At 59.2% G+C, this 12589-nt stretch carries 10 protein-coding genes; 4 read left to right on the top strand and 6 right to left on the bottom strand.

Annotated elements, in window-relative coordinates:
- Positions 1-7: 7 nt before the first annotated feature.
- The 4 genes from FOS14_RS08285 to FOS14_RS08300 all read left to right on the top strand — a co-directional run bounded on the left by FOS14_RS08285 (position 8) and on the right by FOS14_RS08300 (position 6186).
- Positions 8-1234 carry an acetyl-CoA carboxylase biotin carboxylase subunit family protein gene (locus tag FOS14_RS08285; RefSeq protein ID WP_143769814.1) on the top strand — a complete coding sequence of 409 codons (1227 nt, stop codon included), beginning with the start codon at positions 8-10 and terminating at the stop codon, positions 1232-1234.
- A gap of 507 nt (positions 1235-1741) precedes the next feature.
- Positions 1742-3592, top strand: coding sequence for a glycosyl hydrolase family 28-related protein (locus tag FOS14_RS08290; RefSeq protein ID WP_143769815.1), 1851 nt, complete (start codon positions 1742-1744; stop codon positions 3590-3592).
- Between the two features lie 211 nt (positions 3593-3803).
- On the top strand, positions 3804-4853 hold the full coding sequence (locus FOS14_RS08295; protein WP_255450162.1) for a cellulase family glycosylhydrolase: 1050 nt from the start codon (positions 3804-3806) through the stop codon (positions 4851-4853).
- 322 nt (positions 4854-5175) lie between these two features.
- The gene (locus FOS14_RS08300) at positions 5176-6186 is read left to right on the top strand and encodes a fatty acid desaturase family protein (protein WP_221936673.1); all 1011 of its coding nucleotides are present in this window, start codon (positions 5176-5178) and stop codon (positions 6184-6186) included.
- A 15-nt stretch (positions 6187-6201) separates the two neighbouring features.
- Here the strand turns inward: FOS14_RS08300 and FOS14_RS08305 are convergent, their stop codons facing one another.
- The 6 genes from FOS14_RS08305 to FOS14_RS08330 all read right to left on the bottom strand — a co-directional run bounded on the left by FOS14_RS08305 (position 6202) and on the right by FOS14_RS08330 (position 12587).
- Complete coding sequence (locus FOS14_RS08305; protein WP_185981675.1) at positions 6202-7431, bottom strand: hypothetical protein; 1230 nt, start codon at positions 7429-7431, stop codon at positions 6202-6204.
- Positions 7428-8555, bottom strand: a complete 1128-nt coding sequence (locus FOS14_RS08310) for a glycosyltransferase (RefSeq protein WP_143769818.1) — start codon at positions 8553-8555, stop codon at positions 7428-7430. Before FOS14_RS08310 ends, FOS14_RS08305 begins: the two co-directional genes overlap by 4 nt.
- The gene (locus tag FOS14_RS08315; protein ID WP_143769819.1) at positions 8555-9097 is read right to left on the bottom strand and encodes a DapH/DapD/GlmU-related protein; all 543 of its coding nucleotides are present in this window, start codon (positions 9095-9097) and stop codon (positions 8555-8557) included. Before FOS14_RS08315 ends, FOS14_RS08310 begins: the two co-directional genes overlap by 1 nt.
- Positions 9098-9131: 34 nt before the next feature.
- A complete protein-coding gene (gene gmd, locus FOS14_RS08320) occupies positions 9132-10172 on the bottom strand; it encodes a GDP-mannose 4,6-dehydratase (RefSeq protein WP_143769820.1) in 1041 nt (346 codons plus the stop codon).
- Positions 10169-11554 (bottom strand): glycosyltransferase, encoded by a 1386-nt coding sequence (locus tag FOS14_RS08325; protein ID WP_143769821.1) that lies wholly within the window; start codon positions 11552-11554, stop codon positions 10169-10171. The genes gmd and FOS14_RS08325 overlap by 4 nt, the downstream gene beginning before the upstream one ends.
- Before the next feature lie 325 nt (positions 11555-11879).
- Positions 11880-12587: a hypothetical protein gene (locus FOS14_RS08330; RefSeq protein WP_143769822.1), complete on the bottom strand. Its 708-nt coding sequence runs from the start codon at positions 12585-12587 to the stop codon at positions 11880-11882.
- Positions 12588-12589: the final 2 nt, after the last annotated feature.

Genomic DNA, 12589 nt, shown 5'->3' on the forward strand with positions numbered 1-12589 from the left:
AGCGGTCATGTATGAGCCGGATTCCATCTCGATCCTTGACCTTGCGGTAAAGGCGCGTAATCAATGCCGACTGGCGTGGATCGTGGACGGAACTGCCGGTGAGACCGTTGGCGCGAAACGGGCACTGCAGCGCTTCGGCGAAGTTGTGGACGCAGCAAAAGATCCGATTGACATTGTTGCTGACAAACTGGTCGCGCTAGGTGTGAAAGGTGTGACAACGTTTGCAGACGCCCAGATTGTCCGCGCGGCGGAGATCGCACGGCGCCTCGGCATCCCCGGTAACTCACCTGAAGTCGCAGTTCGACTGGTCGACAAGGTAGCTCAGCGTGATGCGCTGCGTTCGAGTGGTGTGCCGGTCCCAGCGTATTGCGGGATCGGAGCTACTGATTCGGTCGACGAAATGCGGTCCAAACTCGCGAAAGTCCCATTTCCAGCAGTAGTCAAACCGGCAGTGGGGAACGGTGGCCGCGACACTGTCTATTCGCGGATCGCCGATCAAGCATTGTCGTACATAAATGACCAAAGAGACTCCGGGAATAATCGACGCTGGATTGTCGAACAATTGATTGGCGAATACCCTGCGGCGCAACCTGGAGGCTTCGGCGATTACGTGTCAGTCGAGTTGGTGGTCGGACGGGGAAACGTGTACCCTGTCACCGTTACTGGCCGAATGCCCTTGGTCGATCCATTTCGAGAGACCGGCGCATTCATTCCTGCCGCCGTTTCACGAGACAAGCAGGATTCGATTATTGAAATGGCTGTGGCGGCCGCCAAAGCAATCGGGGTCGAGACCGGGTGTCTCCACACTGAAATTAAGCTCACGAGCGAAGGCCCCCGAATCATCGAAGTCAACGGGCGCGTGCCCGGTGGCGGGATTGCGAGCCTCGTGCACGAGCAATCAGGCGTTGATTTGATTGACTGTGCGATAAAAGTCGCTCTCGGGAAGGAGCCGGTGCTTGGGGCAGCACCGGCTAGTGCAGGTATTAGTTATCACTTTGCCCTGCAACCGCCGATCGACAAGCGGGTCAGCTTGGTTCCTGATTACGCCGAACGGCTATATGGAATTGACGGCGTCGAGCGGCTCGACGTGCGAGCCCTGGAAGAACTTGTCTCGAGAGCTGACGGGTCGTATCGCTATCTCCTGATGATGAAGGGTAGGGCTAGAGATCACCGCGCGCTGCTAGACGCATACGATCTGATGCACCGCGTCCTCGCCTGTGACGGTCCCTGTTAGCAGCTGATGGCATCATCCCAACTCTTGCACTCGGAAGGGCTGTAAGCCTCCGCTGCGACGACACGCCGTGTTGCGAGCGAAATCGAAACTGTCCGTTTGAATTCCGGTGGCCTCGAACGGTTGACTGACCTCCCGCATCCGAGGCGGCTACCCTTCCCGAAATGCTTTATGTTCCGCAAGAGCGTTGAGTGGAAGTCGCGGTGTCGGGGGTGGCATTGGTCGAGTCCAAGCATCAAATTCGCTGCGGGGTGGTTATCGTTGGCGACTTTGAAGTAGATGTCGACCAATTCGGTGATGCGTTCATACACAGGGTCCTCGTGGGCGAGGAGCTGGAGCGCTGCCGTGCGCCAACATCTACCTCGTCCCGGCGCTAGGTTCGCGGTCAAGGAGGCGATCGCAAAAGGTCGGTCGGCATGCTGGCGAGTGCGGTGCAGTGTCGGACGAAGATCGCATTCCTTTTGAGTAGAAGTTGGTATCAATTCGAGCTGAGCCGTACGGCGGTCCTGCTTGCTGACGGCAGAAGCCGAAACGCTTCCAACGTTCCTTTTGCTGTTCACGCACGCATTAGCCGCTAATCGACTCAGGAGCGTCATGCAGAGATCAAGTCGGGGAACCCATTCAAGCGTTCTGGCGAGACGAACTTTGTTCCGCGGGTCGGTTGCTGCCGGCCTCGGCGGGCTCGCCGCGTCGGCATTTATGCAATCCGATCAAGTTGAGCCCGGTGGTCGCACTGAGGAAACATCGTCGGTTGCGCCTAATCTTCGCGAGGCGGCATATGCGGGGCCGTCGTATTTGCTAAACGTGCGCGATTATGGCGCGGCCGGTGACGGGGTTACCGATGACTCATCTGCATTCGCGCAAGTAGTCGCCGCCGCGTACGCAGCCCGAACGACAATGCCATTATCACTGGATCGAGACCAGGTCGGGTCGATCAACATTATTGTCCCGCCGGGAAACTATCTGGTGAAGTCGCCAACGGCGCTGATCAGCAGCACCATGTCGAGCAAGGTGCAGGGAGTCACCTTCACCGGATACGGCAACAGTATCTCGAATATCATCTTTCAACCGGCGACGGCCGGCGTGATGGCGCAGAACGACTTCTGGCTGAAGGTGAACTTCCAGTATCTGGGTTTCTACGCCGCCACCGCCGGGTGCACCTTCCTTCTGTCATCGACAACGCATTCCGCGCAGCGCTACATGTTTCAAAACTGTTACTTTCAAGGATTCAAATATGCATTGGACCTGCAAGGTACAGACAACAACAGCGAGTTCTTTTTCGAGAACTGTCACGCGCAGTGCATCGAAGCCGACGGCGCCTTCTTTCACGTGGGCGCGACGAACACCTCTGATCAATTCCTGAACTATTGGTTCTACGGTTGCACTCACTGGCTCAGCTCGGCCCCGTTCATCGACGTGGCCCAAGGCGGGCACTTCCATATCTTCGGCTTGGACGTCTCCGCGTGGGCCCACGACCTGACGTCGCCGCAATTTCTGTTCAACCTGCGCGGCTCCAACCATGCGTCGGGTGTGTGCAGTTTTCAAGCGGAAGGAGTCCGCGTTGAGGGCCAGAATTCCAACGCCGGTCTTCTCTACTCCGAATGGAACTACGGCAGTGTGTCATTCACGAACGCCGACTTCTCCTCGCAAGCGCCGTACTACACCTACAACAATCTGATCAGCATTTCCTACCTGAACTCGGCTGGACCTTCCTATACCTTCTCGAATTGCGTTCTTGCGGGTGGAGTTCTGGTCGCGTTCGCGATAAATGACTATGAATTCCAGCACGAAATTTTGTTCGACAGTTGTACCTGGCTTCAGAAACCGAGCCCTTCCGACGTGGTGCTGTACAACACGTCGCAGGCGGGAGGCAACATCCGGCAACTTCCGCCGGTGGAATTTCGCCGGTGTCGGGGAACGGTGAACACGAACGCCATCGACGCGGGAGGAGCGGCAGTATGGGATGCCCGCATCGGATACAACGGCGACCTCATCCAGACGCTCACCTACCGAGAGGTCAGTATCCGCGATCCTTATGGTGTTCCCGCTGGCTCATCAACTGTTTGCATTATTCTGCCCGTCGGCGCGCTAATCACGTCCATCGAGACAATGTCACCGGCGGGCGCCGTCACATCCACCGCAGTGGGATGGGAGTGGATTATCGCCACCACGGAATCCACGCCGACGACTGTCGGATCCGTCGCCGTACCGGGGCCAGCTAACGCTGGATGGCGAGTCGAGACGACACTCGCGACTCCCTTCCTATGCGACACCAAACTCCGAGCAACACTGAAGATTACCGCCACAAATGTTGATCAAAACAATGGTGCTGCGCTCTTGCTAATCAAGGGGTTCTGGTGACATTCTCTCCGCCGGTTCATCTCGACCCCCAGGCCGGTAGACGGCTGCGCTGAGACGACCCAATTGGATTCCAATTCGATATCCGAATCGGCACAGCGTCAATAATTCGCGTTAACTTCTGGCAATCTAAGGATCTCTCGCACCACCGATAACCAGAAGGATTTCGATGTCCTCACGGAGCGTTCGAACTGTCGCATTCTGCGCGGTAGTCATGATGTCCCTGACAATGACGGCGTTACTAACCAGGACTGCTTCCGCTCACGCAGGAGCGCTGCATTTCGCCAGCCAATCACTCCTTGCGCAGCCGGTCGGAGTAGCTACGGTCGAGACGCAGTTCCCCGGAGCGAACCTTGCCCAAGACATGGCGGCGATTGCGCAAACTGGGGGCAATGTTGTCAGAATTCCAGTCAAGTGGAACTTGGTTCAGGCGTGGCAAAAGAGCTATTTCGACTGGAGCGTGGTAGACACTGCAGTTCAGGCTGCGGTAAACAATCGACTACTGATCATCCTCAATCTCAACGGCCCTGCCCCGGGTTGGGCGTTGAAGCCGGGCGCCGACCCAAATGCGAACGGTAATGCACCTGCGAACCCCAGTGACTTCGGCGATTTCGCGCAAGCTGTAGCGTTGCGATACGCGAAGTACACGAGCATGTATGAGATCTGGAACGAGCCGAACCTGTCTCACTATCTCATTCCGCCAACACCGAGCGCATACTTGCCTCTGTTGCAGGCCGCGTATACATCGATCCGTAGTGTTGGAATTTGGAATGAGCCGATCATTACCGGAGGAACGTCCAGCTCGCGCGCGGAGACGCGGGATATCGACTTCATCACGGGCTTGTACGATCTTGGCGGCCAGCAATATTTCGATGGAATCGGCGTACATCCCTACACGTTCCCGTATCCGCTGACAGGCGACCCTCGATACGGCGATGGTGGCGGAGCGGCGGTGCTCCAGTTGGCGCGAAATCTCATGGTCGCAAGGGGCGACGGCGCGAAGAAGCTGTGGATTACCGAGTACGGACAACCCACCGGCAACACCGACGTCTCGGTGACCGAAGAGCAACAAGCTCAGATTCTGGTGGACGCAATCAATACCTGCAACGGCGTGCCGTGGATCGGCGCCGTTCTTATATTCAACAGTCGCGACCTCGCCGTAGATTCGTCGGTGCCCGACGATAACTTCGGGCTCTATCACAACGACTACTCGCCTAAGCAAGCAGTCGCAGCTATTCGCGCGAAGCTGGCTTCTTTTGGCTGACGCGAACACATGATCGATATTCTCTGAGGGCGAATCCACAGAACTACGTTTCGGCTACCTATCCTGAAACGACCGCGGTATTCTATTTTGGCGGATAGCAGTCCGACAGAGGTATTCGCCGGCGCCGCCTCGTAATGGGGCATGTCAAGAAATCGTGATCTGTTGGACTGGCGAACGGCGAGTTGAATCGGGGGGAGGGCTAGTGCGGCCAGACGAATCCGGTTCCGAAACCGACCGATCCGGGAACCATACGCGCCGTACCGGGCTCCGTGGCCCTCGCGTTATCCGTTTCAAAAGTAGCGTCGATGCGCAGTTGCAAAGTTTGAACAAGTTGGACAACTGGCATGCCCTGCTGGGATGGTCAGCAGATGTCGCGATCATTGCGGTTGCCGTCGTCGCGGTGCACTATTTGGGCTGGTGGAGCTATCCGCTCGCCGTCATTGTCATTGGCACCCGACAGCGCGCGCTGCTGAATCTTCGACATTGGAGCGCGCACCGCATTGCCGCAAAGAATTCGACGCTCAACCTTGTCATCGGTACCGTGCTGTCGGCTTATCCGATTCTCGGTCGTCACTACGGATTCAAGCGCTCACATGTTGCCACGCACCATCCGAGATTGGGGGACGCGGATCTAGATCCGGACCTGCGAAGATTTATAGCCGACGGCGTCTACGATGGCGGCGATCGTAAGCAACTCACTAGGCGTCTGCTGATCCGACCGCTGTTGTGCCTCCCGATATGGGCGGAGCGCGTTCGAGGCTGGGGCCAGAAATACCGCAACCGAAAGGGCTCGGGCGAGGCCGTCACGTTGCCGGCTCCCGTCAACAGAAATTTATACTGGGAGCGGCGTATGCGGTTGGACCGCATGGCATTCTTGTGCTTCTGGTCAATCGTTGCCGGCACTCTCGTGCTCACTGGAAATTTCGAACAGTTTGTGTTGTTCTGGCTCGTCCCGTACGCGACTGCATTTCCGGTCATCGGATGGTTTATTGAACTCTCCGAGCACACCCCGATGATGATGACGACTAAGTCCGAGCTTCATATGACGCGAAATAAGCATTCGCGCGGCATCGAAAAGTTTCTCACCGGAATTCACGCCGATCAGTATCACCTCGATCATCACCTCGATCCGCGCACCCCGTACTGGAACCTGCCAAAAGCCCATATCATTCGCCGACAGGATCCCAGCTACGCTGAAGTGGACGATACCTTTGGGGGCCTATTTACACGCGGGCCAAATGGTCAACCTGCCGCAATATCGCAAGTGATCGACGGGCTTGTCGAACTAGCCCCGGTACTTCCTGCACCTTCGCCTGGCGTTGCCGCAGGATAATTCGCGGCTCGCGAGCTAGCGTCCCCGGTGTCGACCGGACCCTGGCCGGATGCGGTAGATGACGGCGATCGACATGGACAGTGAGCTTATTGCCAGGCCGACTGCAACGCCGACAGCCTCCCTGGAAAGGAATGCGATCGCCGAGCAGAGGGTGATCGATGTGATGCAGTACGCGAGTCGCGCGCCCAGCAGTTCACTGCTCTTTCCTTGAGACTTGAGGAAACTGGCGACGACGAGAAGCCACGCGGCTCCCACGTATTCGATAGCGATAATCGGCATCACATTGCGCGCCGCATCCCACGAGTCGCCGAGGACCAAGCTGCCGATCGATGGTGGCGCCAGCCAAAGAGCCAATCCAAAAACCAGCAGCGTGACCGACGCCAGTACGCCGATATTGCACAGTTTGCGCCACACCTGTTCTGGAGACAGTCCCGCGCGGACCGATTCCGGAACGATGACAAGTGGCAGCGCGCTCATCAGAATCGCGAATGGCGCAAGCACCGTAGAGGATCCGCGGAGCGCGGCGGCCGCTGACATGCCAATCGCTGCGGTCGCGATCGAAACCACGATGATCACGTTGACTTGTTCCAGGCCCGCTTCGATCCCGTACCGTAACCGGTGCAGGTACTCCTCTTTCCACCATGCGAACAGGCCGTTGACCCGGGGCTTCGTATGGAACGCGAATGCGAGACCGATAGCGCAGACTGCAGCCAACAATGCCCACACAAGGACAGCGGTAGCCGGCCCAAACAAATGCTTCGACTGCCAGGTGACCAGGAGCATCACGAAGCTGCCAACCGTCCAAACGGTGTCCCAGGTGAGCGCGAGGTGCGGCCGCGCAGCGGTAATCACCGAATAGCGCAGCGCGTCAGTGGCGAGGATGAACGGGATCGCCACGGCGAAGGCGTATCCAATCGTTGCCTCGCCGAGAAGGATGCCGGTCGCCACCGCGCCCCCTGAAACGATCAGGCCGAACAGCAGCGCGGAACTGAGCGCGCGGCTAGCCGCGGAGCGGATCTCATCGTCGGTGTCGCCCGCCATGAGCATTAGCGGAGTTCCGAGCGAACCCCGCGCACAGCCCATCGCCGCCGCTGAAATCGCGAAAAGCAAACTCGCGGCGCCGAACTCGTTGACCGTCGCGACGCGCGCAACGGCAAGAACGATCAAGCCGTTACTTGCGCTCGACATGACCTGGTCGAGGGTGCTTGTCAGCGCTGTACTGCGAGAGGTCCGGGTGGTGGTCACGCGCACCGCCCCACGATGTCGAGATAGGTCTCTTCCAGACGGGCCGAGATTCCATTCATCGTCATCGTCTCGCGGACGACGCGCTGGCCGGATAACCCTGCGTTGCCTGCGTCGACCGGATTGTCCAGCAAGTCGGCAACCGCGTTGATGAGGCTGTCGGTGTCGTGCCCGACGACCCGTCCGCTCCCAGTCTGGCGGATCACCGGCGCAAGTCCGCAGCTTTCCGTGACAACGACGGGACGTGCAACCGACATCGCTTCAAGCACGGACATGCCCGACGGCTCATCAACCGATGGAAGGACATAGATGGTTGCGCGGGCCAGGCGCTCTACCGCGCGTTCGGGAGATATTGGGCCCTCCCACCGGATGCGCCCCCCGAATGCAGATTCATTGATGAGTGCTGTTACCTCCGCCCCTGAACCTTCATCGGGTCCGACCAACGCAAACCGCGCGTCGAACCCGCGCCGCAGCAGCTCAATAGCCATTTCGACGAACACTTCGGGGCGTTTTCGGGGATGCAGCCGTGCAAGGAACAGAACCTCCGGGGGTCCATGAGGGATCTGCGGAGGCGAAGGATAGGCGGGAACACCGTTGGGCAGCAGAGTCACACGCAGCGGGCCGCCAACAACGTTGCGCAGGTCCTCGGCTTCATGTTCTGTCAGGGCGAAAACAGCGCTCGCTGCGGCCAACGTCGGTTTGGTCCACCACCGGTCGAGCGGTCGTGCGAGGAGTTTGTCGGTGGCGTCGATCATCCCGTGTGGTTGGAGCACCACGGGTACACCACGGCGCTGCGCTAGTCGTGCCGCCGGCAGCGTCACCAAGTCTCGAGCAATGTGAACATGAAGCAGGTCGTAGTCAGTCGCCGCTCGATTCAGCCAGCGAATCATGCCCTGGCCATATCGACCCGCGAACCCGGTGCCGGGGATGAGTGTTTTGTGGCGGAACAGACGCACCGGGACTGCGTCTATTGCCTGCGGCAGCGGTTGGTAGCCGGATGCCGCTGCAGCAACGGTGATCTCGTGACCACGGTCGCGTAGCGCATTTGCCTGGTTGAACGCGACCCGTAGCGGCCCGCCATAGGCGCAGTCAGGCGAGGCGAGCGTGACAACGTGTAGGACCCGCATCAGCGGCCACCAACAACGGCTCGTGGTGCCACCATGAGCGTGTCTGAGGGCACGTCGTCAGTTATTAGCGCCGTCGCGCCGATAACCGATCGGTCCCCGACCTTCACGCCACGCAAGAGCGTGGCGCGGGTGGCGATCCAGACGCCATCGCCGATAGTTATTGGCGCGTTGTCGAATTCGAATGTCGGCGAGTGGCGGTCGTGGCTTCCCGTGCACAGCAGGACCGACTGCGAGATGCATACGTTGTCGCCCACAGTGACTGGTTCGAGATTGAGGATCCAGGTGTCCTCACCGATCCAGCTATCTTGTCCGACAACCAGTTTCCACGGCCAGTGAATCCTGACTCGATGTCGAATAAGTGTGCCGCGGCCGATCGATGCGCCGAATGCTTCAAGGATCCACAAGCGAAGCCGCAACGGGCACCACCATCGCGTAACGACAGCACCGGACACGACGAGCCACAGGATCTGCACGACGACGCCGCGCCCCTTGTCGTATCCGCGGCCGGTGAATCCGGCCAGGGACCGGTTGACATGAGTCATTGGCGAACCACACTGCCCAGCGAGACAACAGCATTCATCGGTGACACAGCTGCGCCCGATCGCCGAACAGAGGGGTGTCGATCCATGGTCGTCCCGCGTGTGCCAGGGCCTCGACGTCGGCGTCGACCATGATCGCGGACAGCTCCCTGGCATGCACCCTGGGCTTCCAGCCGAGGTTCGCTTCGGCCTTGCTGGCATCGCCGATCAGAGCGTCGACCTCTGTGGGTCGCAGGTACCGGTCATCGAAGCGCACGTAGCGTTCCCAATCAAGCCCCACCCGCTCGAAGGCGCTGGCAAGAAAGTCTCGCACCGAGTACTCGGTGCCTGTTGCGAGCACATAGTCGTCCGGTTGGTCGACTTGCAGCATGCGCCACATTCCTTCGACGTATTCCGGGGCGTATCCCCAGTCTCGGATCGCGTCGATGTTGCCTAGGTATAGGTGGGATTGCAGACCGGCGTTGATGCGCGCGACGGCGCGAGTAATTTTGCGGGTAACGAACGTTTCGCCCCGGCGGGGAGACTCATGATTGAACAAGATGCCGTTGACGGCAAAGATGTCGTAGGCCTCGCGGTAGTTCCGGGTTGCCCAGTAGGAATAGACCTTCGCCACCCCATACGGGGAGCGGGGATAGAACGGGGTGCTTTCGTTTTGCGGGGGCGGATTGGACCCGAACATTTCCGAACTCGACGCTTGATAGAAGCGGCATCGAAGTCCCGACAGCCGGATTGCTTCGAGCAGTCGGATCGATCCCAGCCCGGTCGTATCCCCGGTGTATTCGGGTTCATCGAAACTTACGCGCACGTGTGATTGCGCCGCGAGGTTATAAACCTCGTCCGGTTCGATGGAAGTCAGCAGTGTAGTGAGGCGACCGCTGTCTGTCAGATCTCCGTAGTGCAAGAACAGATGGGCGTTGGATTCATGTGGGTCGGCGTAGAGGTGGTCAATACGCGCCGTGTTGAACGACGAGGCGCGCCGGACGATGCCGTGAACCTCGTAACCCTTGTCGAGCAGAAGCTCGGCCAGATAGGAACCGTCCTGCCCAGTGATTCCCGTGATCAATGCGCGTTTGGTCACTGATGGAAGGTTCCTTTCGATGCTTGGGCGGCCGAATTGCGTTGGAAGGTGAGCCGCGTCAGTAAGGTCTCAAAGCGGTCGATGGCATGGTTCGCAGACAGGACCGTGGCGCTGTACTGTCGCCCGGCACGAGCGAGCGTGTCGCGGAGCGCTCCATTGGCGGCCAGTCGTGTGAGGGTGTCGAGTAACGCGCGTGGATCGTCGGGCGGTACGACCATCCCGGCGCCGGTTGCAGCAAGTTCATAGGCAGTCGTGCTGCATGCCTCAGTTGCGGCGACGACGGGGTTTCCGGTGGTGAAGTAGGAAGTCAGCTTGCTCGGCATCGACATGGCGCCCACCCCGGGCCTGTCATTGACAAGCAGAATGTCGGCTGCCGCCATGGCGGAGCGGAAGTCATCGGTTGGGAGCGGACGGATGAACTGCAGCGTCGGTATACCGGCGCCAAGTTGCTCCAGGTGCGAGCGTTGATTGCCGTCCCCCAGCAGAACGAAACGAACGTTGGCATGGCTTGCTGCCGCCAACTGGGCGGTAGCAACAACGTTTTCCAAACCTTGCTTTACGCCCATATTGCCGGCATGAAGGACGATCAATTCGTCGTTCCGCCATCCGAAACGGGATCGGGTGGCGTTGCGGTCGGAGAGTTCCGTCGGCCGCAGGTGCGTCCAGTTCCGGATCACCTCCACTGCGTCGGCGCGGACTCCCAAATTGTTGACAATGTGGCTCTTGAACGAATCATGGATTGCGACGACTGCGTCGGAGTTTCGAAGGATTTGCCCCTCCAGCGCACCTGTTAGGCGAGCCGGGCGCCCGGACAGAAAGCCGGTTTCGACCACGCCGAGGCTGTACAGATCTTGGACCCAGGTCACCACAGGGGCATGCCGACGGCGGTATTTGGTGCGGCCCACACAAAGCCCGGTAGGCAACAAGCCCGGCACCGGGCACACCAGAACGTCGTGGCTGGGCCACCGTGTGACGGCGACGCGGCCGCCGAAGCTAGCCTCCATGCGGATGCGTCCGCGTCCGGTCGGTGGGGTCGGGATATGGTGGCGCAATCGCGATACAGGTACCGAGTCGATGAATTCTCGACGGTGGACTTCCCGGTCCTCATAACCGGGCGCGAGCCGCCATTGGGGGTAATGGGGAAGGCCGGTCAACACGCGAACCTGATGGCCACGATCGCTCAATCCGGTAGCTAGCCCTGCGGTGTATGGCGCATTCCCGGTGATTTCCGGGGCGTAATTCAGCGCCACGATCAGAACCCGAAGCCGCCTTCTTGGATTTCCGTGGGCTGTATGCGCCTGCGACCCTAGCTCGCTGCTCGCCAACTCTGCTTCACGCGTTCGTGTCATCGAGATTTTTGCCCCGGCCGAATCTAGATCCATGGGGGCAGCAACCTTTCAGCGTCTGATCCTGAACCACAAAATGGCTCTATTTGTGCAGCCGGTCGACTGTAATAAACACATGTGTTTCCTCCGAGCATATCAAGTAAATACCCACCCAATCGTCGAAAGATACGATGTGACGGTGTGATTTTGGGGGTGAATCGTGGACCGGGGAAGCCAAAGCGAGCGATTGCTACGGATGATGAAAAATTTAATCACTAAGGTACGAAGAGTATCGTTCGAAAGTCTGCGGGGAATTACAGCAATCTATTGGCAACATCGGCATCGCCTTATTGCGACGAATGGTATGGGAACGGTGTTCGAACTAGCGCGAAGTTTCGTCGTGTGGTGCCATTGGAACGTCGACCGTGAGTTCCGTTGTGATGCTCGATTTGCGGGCAAACCACGACTGCGGCCCAGTGTCCATGTCGCCGATGCGGCGAGCCGGGCTACCGCCGTAGAGCCCAGGTAATAGCTCGGTCTTCGACCGAGTCAGCATCGAATTGGCGCCGAGAATTGACATCGGCGGCAGGCACGCTCCCTTGAGCATGACACAATTCGTCATGACTGCCGACCGCGCGCCGATCATCACCACACCGGCGGTCTGCACATTGCGGTCCAAGGCGATTTCGTGGGTCAAGATCGTGGTGTGGTGGCCGGCGATAACGGCGAATTCCTGCACGTGTAGCTTGCCCGAGCAGTCGAAGTAGTGTCGGCTGGTAACGGATGAACCGCGGTCGAGGATCGCGCACCCGGCGTTCGGATCTGCGACCCGGTAGCCGGGGTGCGCGGAAAAGGTGTTCCATGACCCGATCGTCACTTCTTCTCCGATGTCGAAAAGCCGCATCCCGCGGAGAACGTTTCCTGGACTTATCGCGGCCCGTTCGCCGACTACGACATGTTCGACACCGAGCGCAAGAGTCGGTCCGATACGCGCAGAAGCCGCAATGTCATGTCCGAACAAGCGCAAGAGCCGGTTCTTCACACTGCTGGCCGGCAGTAACCACGCGATCAGGTGAAACAGTTCTCTCACGG

Origin of the sequence: Skermania sp. ID1734, assembly GCF_007489285.1 — a bacterium.
Classification (GTDB): Bacteria; Actinomycetota; Actinomycetes; order Mycobacteriales; family Mycobacteriaceae; genus ID1734.

Coding starts and splice junctions, on each gene's coding strand:
- FOS14_RS08285 (WP_143769814.1), top strand. CDS start 8: ATGTATGAGCCGGATTCCATCTCGATCCTTGACCTTGCGGTAAAGGCG.
- FOS14_RS08295 (WP_255450162.1), top strand. CDS start 3,804: ATGATGTCCCTGACAATGACGGCGTTACTAACCAGGACTGCTTCCGCT.
- FOS14_RS08310 (WP_143769818.1), bottom strand. CDS start 8,555: ATGCGGGTCCTACACGTTGTCACGCTCGCCTCGCCTGACTGCGCCTAT.
- FOS14_RS08315 (WP_143769819.1), bottom strand. CDS start 9,097: ATGACTCATGTCAACCGGTCCCTGGCCGGATTCACCGGCCGCGGATAC.
- FOS14_RS08325 (WP_143769821.1), bottom strand. CDS start 11,554: ATGGATCTAGATTCGGCCGGGGCAAAAATCTCGATGACACGAACGCGT.